Annotated in this window: 17 protein-coding genes; 14 read left to right on the top strand and 3 right to left on the bottom strand. The window is 53.9% G+C overall.

Annotated elements, in window-relative coordinates:
• Positions 1-22 precede the first annotated feature (22 nt).
• From sapA to pdeR, 11 genes are all read left to right on the top strand, one after another.
• The gene (gene sapA, locus D5067_RS10395) at positions 23-1,663 is read left to right on the top strand and encodes an ABC transporter substrate-binding protein SapA (RefSeq protein WP_119937745.1); all 1,641 of its coding nucleotides are present in this window, start codon (positions 23-25) and stop codon (positions 1,661-1,663) included.
• Positions 1,660-2,625 (top strand): putrescine export ABC transporter permease SapB, encoded by a 966-nt coding sequence (sapB, locus tag D5067_RS10390; protein ID WP_119937744.1) that lies wholly within the window; start codon positions 1,660-1,662, stop codon positions 2,623-2,625. The genes sapA and sapB overlap by 4 nt, the downstream gene beginning before the upstream one ends.
• A complete protein-coding gene (gene sapC, locus D5067_RS10385) occupies positions 2,612-3,502 on the top strand; it encodes a putrescine export ABC transporter permease SapC (RefSeq protein WP_119937743.1) in 891 nt (296 codons plus the stop codon). The genes sapB and sapC overlap by 14 nt, the downstream gene beginning before the upstream one ends.
• On the top strand, positions 3,502-4,494 hold the full coding sequence (gene sapD, locus D5067_RS10380; protein ID WP_119937742.1) for a putrescine export ABC transporter ATP-binding protein SapD: 993 nt from the start codon (positions 3,502-3,504) through the stop codon (positions 4,492-4,494). Before sapC ends, sapD begins: the two co-directional genes overlap by 1 nt.
• Before the next feature lies 1 nt (position 4,495).
• Positions 4,496-5,302 (top strand): putrescine export ABC transporter ATP-binding protein SapF, encoded by an 807-nt coding sequence (gene sapF, locus D5067_RS10375; RefSeq protein WP_119937741.1) that lies wholly within the window; start codon positions 4,496-4,498, stop codon positions 5,300-5,302.
• Positions 5,303-5,498: 196 nt separating this feature from the next.
• Positions 5,499-5,954: a DUF3290 domain-containing protein gene (locus tag D5067_RS10370; protein WP_119937740.1), complete on the top strand. Its 456-nt coding sequence runs from the start codon at positions 5,499-5,501 to the stop codon at positions 5,952-5,954.
• Entirely contained in the window at positions 5,954-6,589 is a 636-nt protein-coding gene (locus D5067_RS10365) for a DUF421 domain-containing protein (RefSeq protein WP_119937739.1), read from the top strand. Before D5067_RS10370 ends, D5067_RS10365 begins: the two co-directional genes overlap by 1 nt.
• 412 nt (positions 6,590-7,001) lie before the next feature.
• Positions 7,002-7,790: an enoyl-ACP reductase FabI gene (gene fabI, locus D5067_RS10360; RefSeq protein WP_119937738.1), complete on the top strand. Its 789-nt coding sequence runs from the start codon at positions 7,002-7,004 to the stop codon at positions 7,788-7,790.
• 156 nt (positions 7,791-7,946) lie between these two features.
• Complete coding sequence (locus D5067_RS10355) at positions 7,947-8,933, top strand: CMD domain-containing protein (RefSeq protein ID WP_119937737.1); 987 nt, start codon at positions 7,947-7,949, stop codon at positions 8,931-8,933.
• Between the two features lie 88 nt (positions 8,934-9,021).
• Positions 9,022-10,956 (top strand): exoribonuclease II, encoded by a 1,935-nt coding sequence (locus D5067_RS10350; RefSeq protein WP_119937736.1) that lies wholly within the window; start codon positions 9,022-9,024, stop codon positions 10,954-10,956.
• 323 nt (positions 10,957-11,279) lie between these two features.
• On the top strand, positions 11,280-13,271 hold the full coding sequence (gene pdeR, locus D5067_RS10345; protein WP_119937735.1) for a cyclic di-GMP phosphodiesterase: 1,992 nt from the start codon (positions 11,280-11,282) through the stop codon (positions 13,269-13,271).
• Here pdeR and D5067_RS10340 read toward each other — a convergent pair.
• Positions 13,268-14,137, bottom strand: a complete 870-nt coding sequence (locus tag D5067_RS10340; RefSeq protein ID WP_119937734.1) for a crotonase/enoyl-CoA hydratase family protein — start codon at positions 14,135-14,137, stop codon at positions 13,268-13,270. The genes pdeR and D5067_RS10340 overlap by 4 nt on opposite strands.
• Before the next feature lie 193 nt (positions 14,138-14,330).
• On the opposite strand from D5067_RS10340, the gene D5067_RS10335 reads away from it, so the two are divergent.
• The 3 genes from D5067_RS10335 (at position 14,331) to osmB (ending at position 15,785) form a co-directional block, all read left to right on the top strand.
• Positions 14,331-14,513: a YciZ family protein gene (locus D5067_RS10335; protein WP_119937733.1), complete on the top strand. Its 183-nt coding sequence runs from the start codon at positions 14,331-14,333 to the stop codon at positions 14,511-14,513.
• A gap of 38 nt (positions 14,514-14,551) precedes the next feature.
• Positions 14,552-15,304, top strand: a complete 753-nt coding sequence (yciT, locus tag D5067_RS10330; protein WP_119937732.1) for a DNA-binding transcriptional regulator YciT — start codon at positions 14,552-14,554, stop codon at positions 15,302-15,304.
• Positions 15,305-15,566: 262 nt separating this feature from the next.
• Positions 15,567-15,785: an osmotically-inducible lipoprotein OsmB gene (osmB, locus tag D5067_RS10325; RefSeq protein ID WP_008501216.1), complete on the top strand. Its 219-nt coding sequence runs from the start codon at positions 15,567-15,569 to the stop codon at positions 15,783-15,785.
• 105 nt (positions 15,786-15,890) lie between these two features.
• On the opposite strand, the gene yciH is transcribed toward osmB, so the two are convergent.
• Positions 15,891-16,217 (bottom strand): stress response translation initiation inhibitor YciH, encoded by a 327-nt coding sequence (gene yciH, locus D5067_RS10320; protein WP_119937731.1) that lies wholly within the window; start codon positions 16,215-16,217, stop codon positions 15,891-15,893.
• Complete coding sequence (gene pyrF / locus D5067_RS10315; protein WP_119937730.1) at positions 16,217-16,954, bottom strand: orotidine-5'-phosphate decarboxylase; 738 nt, start codon at positions 16,952-16,954, stop codon at positions 16,217-16,219. Before pyrF ends, yciH begins: the two co-directional genes overlap by 1 nt.
• Between the last annotated feature and the right edge of the window lie 167 nt (positions 16,955-17,121).

Raw genomic sequence — 17,121 nt, 5'->3', positions numbered from 1 at the left:
AATAAATAATACCTTAAAAATTATGCGTCTGGTTTTATCGTCCCTGTTTGCACTAGGTTTGTTCAGCAACCTGGCTTTTGCTGCGCCTGAACGCGCTGCGCTACCCGATATTCGCGATAGCGGCTTTGTCTACTGCGTCAGTGGGCAAGTTGATACCTTTAACCCGCAAAAAGCGGGCAGCGGCCTGATTGTCGATACGCTCGCCGCGCAGCTTTACGATCGCCTGCTTGACGTTGACCCTTACACGTATCGACTGGTGCCCGAGCTTGCAGAAAGCTGGGAGGTTCTGGATAACGGCGCAACCTATCGTTTCCACCTTCGCGATGATGTCGCCTTCCAGCACACCCCGTGGTTTACCCCTACGCGTAAGCTCAACGCGGATGACGTGGTCTTCACCTTCCAGCGGATATTTAACCGTAACCATCCCTGGCACAACGTCAACGGCGGCAGCTTCCCTTATTTCGACAGCCTTCAGTTTGCCGACACCGTGAAAAGCGTGCGTAAGCTGGATAACCGCACGGTTGAGTTCAATCTGAAGCGCCCGGATGCCTCTTTCCTGTGGCACCTGGCAACGCACTATGCGTCCGTTATGTCTGCGGAATACGCGGCGCAGCTCACCAAAAAAGACCGTCAGGAGCAGCTCGACCGACAGCCTGTTGGCACGGGGCCGTTCCAGATGGCGGAGTACCGTTCCGGGCAATACATTCGTCTGCAACGCCACGAACACTTCTGGCGCGGGAAGCCGCTGATGCCTCAGGTGGTGGTCGATTTAGGCTCTGGCGGCACCGGCCGCCTGTCGAAGCTATTGACCGGCGAGTGCGACGTGCTCGCCTGGCCTGCCGCCAGCCAGTTGACCATTCTGCGTGACGATCCGCGTCTTCGCCTGACGCTGCGTCCAGGAATGAACATTGCCTATCTGGCGTTTAACACCGATAAACCGCCGCTGAATAATCCGGCCGTTCGCCATGCGCTGGCCCTGGCGATTAATAACCAGCGCCTGATGCAGTCGATCTACTACGGTACCGCTGAAACGGCGGCCTCCATTTTACCGAGGGCTTCCTGGGCCTACGACGGCGAAGCTAAAATAACGGAGTACAATCCGGCGAAAGCGCGTGAGCAGCTAAAAGCGCTGGGCGCTGAAAACCTGACGCTGCAGCTGTGGGTCCCCACCAGCTCTCAGGCGTGGAACCCAAGCCCGCTCAAAACCGCAGAGCTGCTGCAGGCGGATATGGCTCAGGTGGGCGTCAAGGTGATCATCGTCCCCGTCGAAGGCCGTTTCCAGGAAGCTCGCCTGATGGACATGAATCACGATCTGACGCTCGCGGGCTGGTCCACCGACAGTAATGACCCGGACAGCTTCTTCCGCCCTCTGCTGAGCTGCGCGGCGATCAATTCGCAAACCAACTACGCCCACTGGTGCAATAAAGAGTTTGATGCCGTGCTGCAAAAAGCGCTGGCGTCACAGCAGCTTGCTTCGCGAATTGAAGCCTATGACGAAGCGCAAAATATTCTGGCACGGGAGCTCCCTGTGCTGCCTCTCGCCTCTTCCCTGCGTCTGCAGGCCTACCGATACGATATTAAAGGGCTGGTGCTAAGCCCGTTTGGTAATGCCTCCTTCGCGGGCGTCACGCGCGAGAAAGCACAAGAGGTGAAGAAGCCATGATCATATTTACCCTACGTCGCTTGCTGCTGCTGCTGGTCACGCTGTTCTTTCTGACCTTTGTCGGCTTTAGCCTGAGCTACTTTACCCCGCACGCCCCGCTGCAGGGGTCGTCTCTGTGGGATGCATGGCTGTTCTGGTTTAACGGTCTGCTGCACTGGGATTTTGGCGTATCCAGCATTAACGGACAGCTGATTTCCGAGCAGCTCAAAGAGGTGTTTCCGGCGACGATGGAGCTGTGCATTCTGGCCTTTGGCTTTGCCCTGATGGTCGGGATCCCGGTCGGTATGCTGGCAGGAATTTACCGCAACAAATGGCAGGACAAATTCATCAGCGCCCTCGCCCTGCTGGGCTTCTCGATTCCGGTATTCTGGCTGGCGCTGTTGCTCACCCTGTTCTTCTCGCTGACGCTCGGCTGGCTGCCGGTTTCCGGCCGCTTCGATCTTCTCTATGCGGTCAAAACGGTGAGCGGATTCGCTATCATCGACGCCTGGCTCTCCGATTCCGTCTGGCGCCATGAGATGATCGTCAGCGCCCTGCGCCATATGGTCTTACCGGTTCTGACGCTGGCCGTGGCGCCGACCACGGAGGTGATCCGCCTGATGCGAATCAGCACCATTGAGGTGTTTGACCAGAACTACGTAAAAGCCGCTGCCACCCGCGGGCTATCGCGTCTGACTATTTTACGCCGCCACGTGCTGCATAATGCGCTGCCGCCGGTGATCCCGCGTCTCGGGCTGCAGTTTTCGACCATGTTAACGCTGGCGATGATCACCGAGATGGTCTTTAGCTGGCCGGGTTTAGGCCGCTGGCTGATTAACGCCATTCGTCAGCAGGATTACGCCGCGATCTCCGCCGGGGTCATGGTGATTGGCTCCCTGGTGATCATTGTTAACGTGCTTTCCGATATTTTGGGTGCCATGGCCAACCCGTTGAAGCATAAGGAATGGTATGCCTTACGATAACGTTTACAGTGAAAAGCGCACGCCCGGTGCGCTACGTACCGTGTGGCGTAAATTCTATGGTGACACCACGGCAATGATCGGCCTTTACGGCTGTGCCGGCCTGGCCTTGCTGTGCGTTTTTGGCTCATGGTTTGCGCCCTATGGTATCGACCAGCAGTTTCTCGGGTATCAGCTGCTGCCGCCGTCGTGGTCGCGCTACGGCGAGGTATCCTTCTTCCTCGGCACCGACGACCTTGGCCGCGACGTCTTAAGCCGCCTGCTGAGCGGCGCTGCGCCTACGGTGGGCGGAGCGTTTGTGGTGACGCTGGCGGCAACCGTCTTTGGCCTGGCGCTCGGTATTTTTGCCGGGTCGACCCACGGCCTGCGGTCGGCTGTGCTTAACCATATTCTGGATACCCTGCTCTCTATTCCGTCATTGCTGCTGGCTATTATCGTGGTGGCCTTTGCCGGACCTCACCTGTCGCACGCGATGTTCGCCGTCTGGCTGGCGATTTTGCCGCGCATGGTGCGCTCGGTTTACAGCCTGGTGCATGACGAGCTGGAAAAAGAGTATGTGGTCGCGGCCCGTCTGGACGGCGCTACCACAATGAACATTTTATGGTTTGCCGTGCTGCCAAATATTGCCGCGGGGCTGGTGACGGAGATTACGCGGGCGCTGTCGATGGCGATTCTGGACATCGCTGCGCTCGGGTTCCTCGACCTTGGCGCACAGCTCCCCTCTCCTGAATGGGGCGCCATGCTCGGCGATGCGCTGGAGCTGATTTACGTCGCGCCCTGGACAGTGATGCTGCCGGGGGCCGCCATAATGGTTAGCGTTCTGCTCGTCAACCTGCTCGGCGACGGTATTCGCCGTGCCATCAATGCGGGGGTTGAATAATGCCGTTACTTGATATTCGCAACCTCACGATCGAGTTTAAGACCGGTGAAGGCTGGGTCAAAGCCGTGGACCGCATCAGCATTACGCTTGCGGAAGGTGAGATCCGCGGGCTGGTGGGAGAATCCGGCTCGGGCAAAAGCCTGATTGCCAAAGCCATCTGCGGCGTGGCCAAAGACAACTGGCGCGTCACGGCCGACCGGATGCGCTTCGATGATATCGACCTGCAGCGCCTCTCCCCGCGCGAGCGACGCAAGCTGGTGGGCCATAACGTCTCGATGATTTTCCAGGAGCCGCAGTCCTGTCTCGATCCGTCCGAGCGCGTGGGCAAACAGCTGATGCAAAACATCCCAGGCTGGACCTACAAGGGCCGCTGGTGGCAGCGTTTAGGCTGGCGCAAGCGCCGCGCCATTGAGCTTCTGCACCGCGTCGGGATCAAGGATCATAAGGATGCGATGCGAAGCTTCCCTTACGAACTGACCGACGGCGAGTGTCAGAAAGTGATGATCGCCATCGCCCTCGCGAACCAGCCGCGCCTGCTGATTGCTGATGAACCCACAAATGCCATGGAACCGACTACACAGGCGCAGATTTTCCGCCTGCTGACGCGTCTGAACCAGAACAACAACACCACCATTTTGCTGATCAGTCATGACCTGCAGATGCTGAGCAAATGGGCGGATAAAATTGACGTGATGTACTGCGGACAAACGGTCGAAACCGCCGTCAGTGAAGAGCTGGTCAATACACCGCACCATCCCTATACCCAGGCGCTTATCCGCGCGATCCCGGACTTTGGCAGCGCGATGCCGCACAAAAGCCGTTTGAATACCCTGCCGGGCGCAATTCCGCTTCTGGAGTCGTTGCCCATTGGCTGCCGTCTGGGGCCTCGTTGCCCGTATGCACAGCGTAAATGCATCGAGACGCCGCGGCTGACAGGGGCTAAAAACCATCTTTTTGCCTGTCATTTCCCGCTGAACATGGAGAGAGAGTGAAATGGTCGAAACCTTGCTTGAAGTGCGTAACCTGAGTAAGACCTTTCGCTACCGTACGGGGCTTTTTCACCGCCAAAACGTTGAGGCGGTCAAACCCCTGAGTTTTACCCTTCGGGAAAAACAGACGCTGGCGATCATCGGCGAAAACGGCTCGGGTAAATCCACGCTGGCAAAAATGCTGGCGGGCATGGTTGAGCCCACCGGTGGCGAAGTGCTGATAGACGATCACCCCTTGGCGTTTGGGGACTACTCCTTTCGAAGCCAGCGCATCCGCATGATCTTTCAGGATCCGTCAACCTCCCTTAATCCACGTCAGCGCATTTCGCAGATTCTGGATTTCCCGCTGCGGTTGAATACCGACCTGGAGCCAGAAGCCCGACGCAAACGCATTGTTGAGACCCTGCGTCTGGTGGGCCTGCTGCCTGACCATGTGAGCTATTACCCGCACATGCTGGCGCCGGGGCAAAAGCAGCGTCTGGGGCTGGCCCGCGCGCTTATCCTGCGCCCGAAGGTGATTATCGCCGACGAAGCGCTGGCCTCGCTGGATATGTCGATGCGTTCGCAGTTAATTAACCTGATGCTGGAACTACAGGAAAAACAGGGTATTGCTTATATTTACGTTACCCAGCATCTGGGCATGATGAAACACATCAGCGATCAGGTGCTTGTCATGCATCAGGGCGAAGTAGTCGAGCGCGGCAGCACGGCTGACGTGCTGGCTTCCCCCCTGCATGATCTGACAAAACGGCTTATCGCAGGGCATTTTGGTGAAGCACTGACCGCTGACGCCTGGAGAAAAGATCGATAACCTCGGTTCCACAGAATGGCCGGCCTTGCCCAGGGCGCTGCAGGTGAAATTATCGACACGTTTCAACGTCGGTACTGATAGTTGTTCGCCGCCCAGTCTGTTACCGGATCCGCTGTGAAATCGATGTGCCAGGACAGTGGCGGTAAGTTACTCTGTTATCTGGTAAGACAAAGGATTTTTAGCCAAGGTGGTAAAGATGAATTTTTATGGCATAGATTATCTTCAGGCCCAGTCAAATTTGAATGACTATCTGAAGTATATTGTTATATTCAGCACCCTCTTCATCACGATTGTCGTTTTTAGCCTCTATATGCGGCACAGACTTCAAACAAAATACAGGGATTTGACAATCATTGCCTTCCTGTTTTTACTTTTCATTTCGGGAGTTCAATACTCTGAATACACCAACAGTGAGAGCGCCCATTCGCAATCTTCCCAGATGGTTAATTTTGTTAATTTATTATCCCGACAAAAAAACGTGAGTATCAACAGCATTTACTCTAATTCCGTACAATTTACAGATGGGATCATCGTCAAAATCAACGAGCAGTTCTTCCGCGTAAACCTGAGCGCAGATCAAAATAGCTATAGCTTACAAGAGATTGGTTTAATAAACCCAACAATCACCATTCTTAAAAGCAAGGACAGATAATGCCAATTTATACTCCCATAATAATCAAACTTGGACTCGGGATCCTGTGTCTCATCATTCAAATTAATTTAATGGGCAAAGGTAATTTATCGCCAACATCCGCAATGGATCAGGTCCAAAACTATGTCCTTGGCGGTATTATAGGCGGGGTAATCTATAACGAGTCCATCACAGTATTACAGTTCGTACTGGTTTTAATCATATGGACGTTGCTTGTTTTTATGCTTAAGTTCTCTAAAGAACATAATCATCTTGTGAAACGTATTGTTGACGGCAAACCTATTACATTAATTTATAATGGGAGCGTTGATGTCCAGGAGTGCTTAAGAAATGGAATATCTGCTAACGATCTCATGTTTAAGCTCAGAGCCAATGGGGTTTACGAGGTTGAAAAACTCAAACGCGTGATTCTTGAACAAAATGGGCAACTTACCATCATTGAAATCGGCGATGAGAATATTCGCTATCCCATCATTGTGGATGGCTTAGCAAATTTCGACGTACTCGAGATTATCAATAAAGATGCAGAGTGGCTGGAGTTAAAAGTCGCTGAGCAAGGGTTTAAGAAAATCAGCGAGGTCTATCTCGGAGAATATCTGTCCGGAAGACTGAATTTATACGGATATAGTCAATAACTTATCTGATGCCCATAAGCTGGCAACGGTTTTCCGTAGTTAGCTTGACCTTCATTACCCCTGTCCCTTCGGACTAAGAGTCGCGATTTTGCCGTCGCTCTGGTTGGATGAGGTGAACATCGTGCACGGTGATATACTGGATGACAATGCTGCCATACTGGCCTGCTTAACTGGCCCGCCCCTTCCTTGCGTCGCGCCGAGCGGGCGCACAAGCGCTTGCGAGGCAGCGCGATCGCAAGTTCGTTCAATAGCTTCCGGAACATTAGTCTCGGAGATGGGCGAGAAAAATCGTGACACAAGGGGCAGTGAGTGGGCTATAATTTCGAGCTAATTTCGAATGACTTTGAAATGCTGCCTGTAATGCTATGATTTACAAGGCAAAAAACAAGCAATGAATATAAGGATTAAAGCTATGGGTTTTCTTTCCGGTAAGCGCATTCTGGTGACCGGCGTTGCCAGCAAACTGTCCATCGCATACGGCATCGCACAGGCAATGCATCGCGAAGGCGCTGAGCTGGCATTCACCTACCAGAACGACAAGCTGAAAGGCCGTGTTGAAGAGTTTGCCGCGCAGCTGGGTTCCAGCATTGTTCTGGAATGTGACGTTGCTCAAGACGAAAGCATCGATGGCATGTTCGCTGAACTGGCGAAAACGTGGGAGAAATTCGACGGTTTCGTTCACTCCATCGGCTTCGCGCCTGGCGACCAGCTGGACGGTGACTACGTGAACGCGGTTACCCGTGAAGGCTTCAAAATCGCGCACGACATCAGCTCTTACAGCTTCGTGGCGATGGCTAAATCTTGCCGTACCATGCTGAACCCGGGCTCTGCCCTGCTGACCCTCTCCTACCTGGGCGCAGAGCGTGCTATCCCTAACTATAACGTTATGGGCCTGGCGAAAGCCTCTCTGGAAGCAAACGTGCGCTATATGGCGAACGCAATGGGCCCAGAAGGCGTGCGTGTTAACGGTATCTCCGCGGGCCCAATCCGTACCCTTGCGGCTTCCGGTATTAAAGATTTCCGTAAAATGCTGGCACACTGCGAAGCAGTTACGCCGATTCGCCGTACCGTTACCATTGAAGACGTGGGTAACTCTGCTGCATTCCTGTGCTCTGACCTTTCCGCCGGTATCTCAGGTGAAGTGGTTCACGTTGACGGCGGCTTCAACATCGCCGCAATGAACGAGCTGGAAATTAAGTAAGCCTGTCACTCTCTTCCCATTCGGGAAGAGAGTTTCTCTCCCCCTCGCTTTTCCCCCGTTATTCCGTTCTGCTATTTGTTATCACCTAACAATATTTTTCCCCTCATCCGCCTTACGCCAGGATATTGATCGCCATTTTGAGATCAAGGAACGCCCATGGAACAACGCCGCTTTTCCGGCAAAGGCCACTGGTATCATGAGACCCAGTCGAATCACTCGCAGACGGATGTTCTGCCTCTGGTGCCCGAAGCCGCTAACGTCGACGATCGTTTTTTGCTCGATTTAGCCCTTTCAGAAAAGATTGTCGCCGCCTGTGATGGCTGGCTCGCTCCGGCAAGAGCCTTATGCCATCTGCTGTTCCCGCTTGATACTCCCGTTAATCGGCTGCATACGCTCAGCGCATATGACCGACTAAGCACGGCGCTGACGGTTGCGCAGGCGTGCGGCGTGCAGAGGCTTTGTAATCACTACGCCGCCCTGCTTGCTCCGCTTCCCGGCCCCGACTCTTCCCGCGAAAGTAACCGCCGTCTGGCAGAAATCACACAGTACGCCCGCCAGCTTTCAAGTTCCCCGGACGTTATCGACGTTAAAGCACAAAATCAGCTCGATGAAGTGGGCCTGACAACCTACGACATTGTGCTGATTAACCAGATAATCGGCTTTATCGGTTTTCAGGCACGCGTGGTGGCCGTTTTTCAGGCGCTGCTGGGGCATCCTGTGCGCTGGTTGCCGGGGCACCATATTCAGCCTCATACCCTTCCACTCACGTTCAGCGCCTGGAAACCTGTGGTGCCCGTTGTTGAACTGCGTTACGCCAGCGCACAGCAGCTTGAGTCGCTTGCTCGCTGGCAGGCAGAGCCTGAGCTTCAGGCGCTAACGCCAGCGCTTTGCCATGAACCGATGTTGCTCAACCTGACCGGTGAGATCCTGATAAACACGCGTGGCGGCGAGCCGTCGACGCTGCCAGCGCTCTCGGCGGCAATTGCGCTACTGACGCACTCGCCGGACCGCTTTAGCGCTGCACAGTTCACCCCGCTGACGGATGCCGGGATCGCTGAAGTCAGCGCTATCACCCTTCTTACCCAAAGCGCATTTTGCGGCTGGGTCAATCGTCTCCAGGTGGGGCTTGGAAGTGAAGAATAACCTTACACATTACCCAATGAGCGCTTGCTGTAGCAGTGAGAATCGCGTAAAACTGTCAGCCGCTCAATGGCTACGAAAATAGAACATTATGTTTCAGGACAACCCGCTGCTAGCGCAGCTTAAACAGCAACTGCATTCCCAGACGCCGCGTGCAGAAGGGGTCGTAAAAGCCACGGAAAAGGGCTTTGGCTTCCTTGAAGTTGACGGGCAGAAAAGCTATTTCATCCCGCCTCCGCAGATGAAAAAAGTCATGCATGGCGATCGTATTACGGCCGTCATTCATACCGAAAAGGAACGCGAATCCGCCGAGCCGGAAGCACTTATCGAGCCGTTCCTGACTCGCTTCGTGGGTAAGGTACATAAAAAAGACGACCGTCTTTCTATCGTTCCGGACCATCCCCTGCTGAAAGATGCGATTCAGTGCCGTGCAGATCGTGGCGTTGAGCATGAATTTAAAGAGGGTGACTGGGCCGTAGCTGAAATGCGCCGTCACCCCCTGAAAGGCGATCGCGGTTTCTATGCTGAACTGACTCAGTTCATCACCTTTGGCGACGATCATTTCGTGCCGTGGTGGGTAACGCTGGCGCGCCACAATCTTGAGAAAGAGGCTCCCAACGGCGTTGCAACAGAAATGCTGGACGAAGGCCTTGCGCGTCGCGATCTGACGGCGCTGGACTTTGTCACCATCGATAGCGCCAGCACCGAAGATATGGATGATGCGCTGTATGTTGAAGAGGCTACAGACGGCAAACTGCTGCTGACCGTTGCCATTGCTGACCCAACCGCGTGGATTGCGGAAGGCAGCAAGCTGGACGATATGGCTAAAGTGCGTTCGTTCACCAACTACCTGCCGGGCTTCAACATCCCGATGCTGCCGCGCGAACTCTCAGACGACCTCTGTTCACTGCGTCCGAATGAACTGCGTCCGGTGCTTGCCTGTCGCATGACAATCGCAGCCGACGGTACGATTGAAGACGAGATTGAATTCTTCGCTGCGACCATCGAATCCAAGGCCAAGCTGGCCTACGACGACGTTTCCGACTGGCTGGAGAATACCGGCAGCTGGAAACCGCAGTCTGACGCTATTGCCGCCCAGATTCGACTGCTGCACCGCGTGTGCCTGAATCGCAGCGAGTGGCGAAAAACCCATGCGCTGGTCTTTAAAGATCGTCCGGACTACCGCTTCGTGTTAGGCGAAAAAGGCGAAGTGCTGAACATCGTGGCTGAACCGCGTCGCATCGCTAACCGCATCGTTGAGGAAGCCATGATTTCCGCCAACATTTGTGCCGCACGGGTATTGCGCGACAAATTAGGTTTCGGCATCTATAACGTGCACACCGGGTTTGACCCGGCGAACACCGAAGCGCTGGCCGCCCTGTTGAAAACGCATGACGTACACGTCGATCCTGAAGAGGTACTGACGCTGCCGGGCTTCTGCAAACTTCGTCGCGAACTGGATGCACAACCCTCCGGTTTCCTCGACAGCCGCATTCGCCGGTTCCAGTCCTTTGCTGAAATCAGCACTGAGCCAGGCCCGCACTTCGGCCTGGGCCTGGAAGCCTACGCAACCTGGACCTCTCCGATTCGTAAATACGGCGACATGGTCAACCACCGTCTGCTGAAAGCGATCGTTAAAGGGGAATCCGCTGCGCGTCCTCAGGACGATACCACGCTGCAGATGGCAGAGCGTCGTCGCCTGAACCGCATGGCCGAGCGCGATGTCGGTGACTGGCTGTACGCGCGCTTCCTCAATGACAAGGCAGGAACGGACACCCGCTTCCCGGCTGAAATCATCGACATCAGCCGTGGCGGTATGCGCGTGCGCCTGGTGGACAACGGTGCTGTAGCCTTTATTCCAGCGCCATTCCTGCACGCCGTTCGCGATGAACTGGTCTGTAGCCAGGAAACGGGTACGGTGCAAATCAAAGGTGAAACGGTTTACAAAGTCACGGATGTGATTGATGTGAACATCGCCGAGGTTCGCATGGAAACCCGCAGCATTATCGCGCGCCCTGTCGCCTGATAAGGCGCTAAATTGTCGGCCATTTCATTTAAGGAAAGGCCGACAGTTCCTTCTTTTATCCACGCCACAAAATCATCATTTTTTCTGATTAATTTCAGCCTTTAGCCGCCAAAACCCGCCAGAATTATCTACAGTAAATGTGAGCCGTCATATTCGGTTACGTGAATTTTTATACGCCAGGTATGCTTTTTAGCGCGACTCGCTTTATGATAAAAAATCTCTGAAAAACAATACGTTCACTCCGGTTGTACCGCTATTTCACTACGGAAAAGTCGACTGCTGATGAATAGTTTTTGCGCTAACAGGCAGCCGCGGGAGAAGGCATGATGGACGATCTGGAACCGAATTTGCTGTTTCGTTACATGGGCACGCACAGTCCATGGTGGCGGTTAACGGCAGACAGCAACGCATTGCATCTCGCTGCCAGCGAGAGCACGGACGTTATCCAGGTTGTGGCATTAGACGATGAGCAGGCCGATCTCGTTCGCCAGCTAACCGTCATTACTTCCAGCATCTCAATGACCCTGTCCCTGTACGGCGTTGATGTACCCGTTCATCTGGTCGGGCGCAAAATTAATAAAAAAGAGTGGGCAGGCACGGCCTCTGCGTGGAACGATACCCCTTCCGTTGCCCGCGATCTGGCGCAAGGTCTCTCCTTTGCTGAGCAGGTCGTCTCAGAGGCCAATTCCGTTATCGTCATCCTCGACCAGCACGGCAATATCCAGCGTTTCAACCGGCTGAGTGAAGAGTATACCGGGCTAAAAGAGCAGGAAGTTATCGGGCAAAACGTCTTCAAGCTATTTATGAGCCGCAGCGAAGCGGCAGCATCCAAACGCAACATTACCGGATTTTTTCGCAACGGCAGCTCTTACGAAGTCGAACGCTGGATCAAGACGCGAAAAGGACAACGCTTGTTTCTGTTCAGAAACAAGTTTGTGCACAGCGGCAGCGGCAAAAATGAAATTTTCCTTATCTGTTCAGGCACTGATATCACTGAAGAGCGCCGCGCTCAGGAGCGTCTGCGCGTGCTGGCGAATACCGACACCATTACCGGGCTGCCAAACCGAAACGCGATCCACGAACTGATTTCCGATGCGATCAATGCCAGGGGTGAAACACAGGTAGGGGTGGTTTATCTCGACCTGGACAATTTCAAAAAGGTGAACGATGCCTACGGACATATGTTCGGGGATCAGCTGCTCCAGGCCGTCGCCCTGGCTATTTTAAGCTGTCTTGATGAAGGACAGACGCTGGCCCGCCTGGGCGGAGATGAGTTTATCGTTATGGCTACCGATACCTCACAGGGATCGCTGGAGGCCATGGCGTCACGTATTCTGACCCGCTTGCGTCAACCGTTCCGTATTGGTTTGATTGAGATATACACCGGCTGCTCGTTGGGGATCGCCCTCGCGCCGCATCATGGTAACGATCGCGAGAGCGTGATTCGAAATGCCGATACCGCCATGTATACGGCGAAAGAGAACGGACGCGGGAAATTTTGCGTCTTCTCACCGGAGATGAACCAGCGGGTGTTTGAATACCTTTGGCTGGATACCAACCTGCGCAAAGCCCTGGATAAGGATCAGCTTTTAATCCACTACCAGCCGAAAATAACCTGGCGCGGCGAGGTGAGGAGTCTTGAAGCGCTGGTGCGCTGGCAATCTCCCGAGCGTGGCCTGATCCCTCCCCTGGAATTTATCTCCTACGCAGAAGAGTCGGGCCTGATCGTGCCGCTTGGGCGCTGGGTGATGCTGGATGTGGTCCGTCAGGTGGCTAAATGGCGCGACAAAGGCATCAACCTTCGCGTGGCGGTTAACGTCTCAGCCCGGCAGCTGGCCGACCAGACAATTTTTAGCGACCTTAAGCAGGCGCTAAAAGACCTGAATTTTGAATACTGCCCTATCGATGTTGAATTAACGGAAAGCTGTCTCATTGAAAACGAGGAACTGGCGCTCTCTGTGATCCAGCAGTTCAGCCGCCTTGGCGCGCAAATCCACCTTGATGATTTTGGCACCGGGTATTCGTCCCTGTCGCAACTGGCCCGCTTTCCTATCGACGCCATCAAGCTCGATCAGTCTTTTGTCCGGGATATCCACAAGCAGTCTATCTCGCAGTCTCTGGTTCGTGCGATTGTCGCCGTAGCGCAGGCGCTGAATTTGCAGGTGATTGCGGAAGGCGTTGAGAGCGCTAAAGAGGACGCCTTTCTGACCAAGAATGGCGTCAACGAGCGGCAGGGTTTTCTGTTTGCTAAGCCCATGCCCGCTGCCGCGTTCGAGCGCTGGATAAAGCGCTATCAAGCCAGAAATATGCGTTAGCTGGCTTTGCGTAACCCCGCCGCGTGATGGCGGTTCTGCAGCGTCACCAGGCGCTCCATATAAGCAATATCTTTAGGTTCGAGGCAAAACGCAGCGTCGACCCAGTCTTCAGTGATATCCATTAACTCGCTGCGGGGAAGTTCCAAAACTCGCCGACGTGCACGCAACATGGCTCTGACACCGTTTATCTTCGGCTGTAAGGTATCAATGAAGGTCCGCACCGACATATAGCTCTGCCCCGGTTCGAATAATACATCGACCAGCCCGTGCTGTTCGTACCACTCCGCGGTGTGCGACTCCCCTTTGTAAATAAGCTCCTCGGCCAGTTTCATGCCTGAACGGCGTGCTACCAGAGAATAGCCCCCCATTCCGGGGAACAGGTTAAAGGCGATTTCAGGAAAGCCCAACCGGGCGTCGCGCTGGGCCAGTACGAAATGGTGCGCCAGAGCAGCTTCAAAACCGCCGCCGAGAGCGCTCCCTTCCACCATGGCCAGTGAGATAGCGCCGGTATCAAACCCCCGTGATGCGGCGTGCACGCAATCTACGCAGGCACGAGCATAGGCGCGTAACGCCTCGCGCCGTCCATGCTGAATACACTCCACAAAGAATTGCAGATCGCCGCCTGCATTGTACATGTCGGGCACCAGCGAGCCGGTCACCCAAAAATCGACAACAAAGCCGGACTGGCGTACCAGCCAGGAGAGATTCATGATCTCTTCAATCAATGCATGGTTAAAGCAGGGCCGCGGCTGCGCACGCAGCATCATCCACACGGTATGTCGTTCCTCTTCATAATAAGCCGCTAGCTGAGTGAAACGTTCATCATCGGTAAACAGCGTACAGGTAGCCTGATTGATAACTGTCATAGTCGGATTCCTCATATAAAAAAGCGCCTTGCGCGCATTTTTAGACTAATCCACGCATTCAGGCCCCTGCACAGGAGTCGCTAAATTTATCCCTTACATTTACGTAATTTGGTTATTGAACTTTTTCCCTTCTCTTTTGAATCTATTTTCTGCATCATTGAAAATATTAACTTTTCGCTCCTGGGGTGAGATTATGTCGACTATTGATGCACAAACCGTGGCACAACGTATTGATACCGTGCTGGATATCCTCGTCGCGGGAGATTATCACTCTGCTATTCGCAATCTTGAGATACTGAAATCAGAATTACTGGCTCAGAATGGCAGCGAATCCGCACCCGAAACCGTACAGCCTAAAGCGCCGTGGGAAGTGTAACTCCCTTGTTTCCGCTCTCGTTTTAATAAATGGATGCTATGAATTCCCGACAACAAATCATTTTGCAGATGGTGATCGATCAGGGTCGCGTGAGCGTGGTCGATCTCGCTAAAACAACCGGCGTCTCAGAAGTCACCATCCGCCAGGATCTTAATCTTCTGGAAAAGCAGAGCTACCTGCGCCGCGCGCACGGGTATGCCGTCCCGCTGGACAGTGAAGACGTCGAAACTCGCATGATGAACAATTATGCGCTAAAGCGGGAGCTGGCAGAGTTTGCTGCAACCCTGGTAAATAACGGTGAAACGGTCTTTATTGAAAATGGCAGCAGCAATGCGCTTCTTGCGCGCACGCTCGCTGAACAGAAAGATATTACGATTATCACCGTCAGCAGCTACATTGCGCATCTGCTCAAGGAAACACCCTGTGAGGTGATCCTGCTCGGCGGAATCTATCAAAAGAAAAGCGAAAGCATGGTGGGGCCGCTCACGCGTCAGTACGTGCAGCAGGTTCATTTCAGCAAGGCGTTCATTGGTATTGATGGCTGGCAGGCTGACACCGGCTTCACCGGCCGGGATATGATGCGCTCTGATGTGGTCAATGCCGTGCTGGAAAAAGAGTGTGAGGCGATTGTCCTCACCGACAGTTCAAAATTTGGTGCCGTACACCCTTACACAATGGGCCCAGCCAGCCGCTTTAGCCGGGTGATTACCGATGAGCGCCTGAGCGAAGAACACCGCCAACAGCTGGAGCGGGATGGCCTGGCCGTAGATATCGTTAAAAATTCCGCCTGATGACCTGGTCGCGCCCGATTGAGGGCGCATATACCCCCTTCTCTGAGATGATTCTGAACCTTTATTTAAGAGTTTTTACCTGTATAACCTGCATTAAAGACGTAAAATTAATGTTAGCGATATAACAGGAAGTGACTATCACCTGCGTGATTACGTAACACCTGCGCGACCAGCTTTCATGGAATTTAGAATTTAAGTATGCATATTGTCTATACTTAAAGCGTACCTCTTTCCATGAATCGATAATTCAGGAGAAAGTATTATGACCTTAACCAGCAAAAAATTAGCCGCCGCTGTTCTGGCAATCACTGTAGCAATGTCCCTGAGCGCTTGCTCTAACTGGTCAAAACGTGACCGCAACACCGCTATTGGTGCCGGTGCTGGTGCTCTTGGTGGTGCTGTATTAACGGATGGTAGTACGCTGGGTACACTGGGTGGTGCTGCTGTCGGCGGTATTATCGGTCACCAGGTTGGCAAATAATTACGCGATAAGCCTTCATTGGTCTGACAATATATTGTTCGAATTTCAGGTCTGACTTCGCACGTATAAAAAAAGAGCCACGGCATTTGCCGTGGCTTATTTATTTTAACCGCCCGCCAGTTTTACTTTCAAGCCTCTGGCTTCGAGCAGGGATTTAATTAAATCTCGTTTATCGCCCTGAATCTCGATAATGCCGTCTTTTACGGCCCCACCGCAGCCACATTTCTTTTTCAGCTCAGCCGCCAGCTTCGCCAGCTCTGTATCTTCGAGATCAATCCCGGAAATCAGGCAGACACCCTTTCCCTTTCGCCCGCTGGTTTGGCGTTGAATACGTACAATGCCGTCCCCCTTCGGACGTTCTACTTTTTCTTTCGGTTCGTCAATGCGCCCGCTATCAGTGGAATAGACCAGACGGCTATTGGAATCGGACATTAGGCCCCCTTTTTCAGTGAAGCATTGATCGCTTTAAGCGTGTCTGCCGGGTGTGCAGATTGGGTAACAGGACGCCCGATAACCATATAGTCAACGCCCGCAGCCAGCGCCTGCTCCGGCGTCATGATACGTCGCTGATCGCCCACTTCGCTACCCGCCGGGCGGATCCCCGGGGTTACCAGTTTGAAATTGTGCCCCAGTTCGGTTTTAAAGCGCACGGCTTCCTGCGCAGAGCAGACAACTCCGTCAAGGCCACAGTTTTGCGTTAAACGCGCCAGCCGCTCGGCGTGCTCGGCAGGTGACAACGTCACGCCGAGGTCGCGCAGATCGCTTTCATCCATACTGGTCAGCACGGTCACCGCAATCAGTAACGGCGCGTCGCTGCCAAAGGGCACAAGCGCTTCTCGCGCGGCCGTCATCATTCTCGCCCCACCCGAAGCATGAACGTTAACCATCCACACGCCCAGCTCTGCTGCTGCCGCAACGGCATGCGCGGTGGTGTTTGGGATATCGTGGAATTTCAGGTCCAGGAAAACGTCGAACCCGCGCTGTTGCAGATCGCGTACGATTTGCGGGCCAAACAGCGTGAACATCTCTTTACCAACCTTCAGGCGGCAATCGCGAGGATCGATACCATCGACAAAGGCCAGCGCAGCATCGCGCTTATTGTAATCGAGCGCGACAACAACGGGAGAATCGGTACTTACGCGGGAAGTGAAAGAAGTAACAGACGTCATGACCAGCCCTTTTCGTCTATGGGCGCGCAGCGGCGCGGAACAGATAAACGGCCAGCATTCTACCTGCCGGCGCCGCAAATTGACAGAATCGATTTCCTTTCCTGCCTGACCCGGGACCGCACGGTGGTCGGCAAGTCAAAAAACATCACAGTATGTTGTAACTAAAA

Source organism: Enterobacter huaxiensis (assembly GCF_003594935.2).
GTDB lineage: Bacteria > Pseudomonadota > Gammaproteobacteria > Enterobacterales > Enterobacteriaceae > Enterobacter > Enterobacter huaxiensis.
The sequence above is the reverse complement of the archived record's forward strand: the minus strand, read 5'-3'. Positions and strand labels throughout refer to the sequence as shown.

Coding starts and splice junctions, on each gene's coding strand:
- D5067_RS10335 (WP_119937733.1), top strand. CDS start 14,331: ATGTCGACTATTGATGCACAAACCGTGGCACAACGTATTGATACCGTG.
- osmB (WP_008501216.1), top strand. CDS start 15,567: ATGACCTTAACCAGCAAAAAATTAGCCGCCGCTGTTCTGGCAATCACT.
- D5067_RS10370 (WP_119937740.1), top strand. CDS start 5,499: ATGAATTTTTATGGCATAGATTATCTTCAGGCCCAGTCAAATTTGAAT.
- fabI (WP_119937738.1), top strand. CDS start 7,002: ATGGGTTTTCTTTCCGGTAAGCGCATTCTGGTGACCGGCGTTGCCAGC.
- sapA (WP_119937745.1), top strand. CDS start 23: ATGCGTCTGGTTTTATCGTCCCTGTTTGCACTAGGTTTGTTCAGCAAC.
- D5067_RS10340 (WP_119937734.1), bottom strand. CDS start 14,137: ATGACAGTTATCAATCAGGCTACCTGTACGCTGTTTACCGATGATGAA.
- D5067_RS10365 (WP_119937739.1), top strand. CDS start 5,954: ATGCCAATTTATACTCCCATAATAATCAAACTTGGACTCGGGATCCTG.
- sapD (WP_119937742.1), top strand. CDS start 3,502: ATGCCGTTACTTGATATTCGCAACCTCACGATCGAGTTTAAGACCGGT.
- D5067_RS10350 (WP_119937736.1), top strand. CDS start 9,022: ATGTTTCAGGACAACCCGCTGCTAGCGCAGCTTAAACAGCAACTGCAT.
- pdeR (WP_119937735.1), top strand. CDS start 11,280: ATGATGGACGATCTGGAACCGAATTTGCTGTTTCGTTACATGGGCACG.
- pyrF (WP_119937730.1), bottom strand. CDS start 16,954: ATGACGTCTGTTACTTCTTTCACTTCCCGCGTAAGTACCGATTCTCCC.
- sapF (WP_119937741.1), top strand. CDS start 4,496: ATGGTCGAAACCTTGCTTGAAGTGCGTAACCTGAGTAAGACCTTTCGC.
- yciT (WP_119937732.1), top strand. CDS start 14,552: ATGAATTCCCGACAACAAATCATTTTGCAGATGGTGATCGATCAGGGT.
- D5067_RS10355 (WP_119937737.1), top strand. CDS start 7,947: ATGGAACAACGCCGCTTTTCCGGCAAAGGCCACTGGTATCATGAGACC.
- sapC (WP_119937743.1), top strand. CDS start 2,612: ATGCCTTACGATAACGTTTACAGTGAAAAGCGCACGCCCGGTGCGCTA.
- sapB (WP_119937744.1), top strand. CDS start 1,660: ATGATCATATTTACCCTACGTCGCTTGCTGCTGCTGCTGGTCACGCTG.
- yciH (WP_119937731.1), bottom strand. CDS start 16,217: ATGTCCGATTCCAATAGCCGTCTGGTCTATTCCACTGATAGCGGGCGC.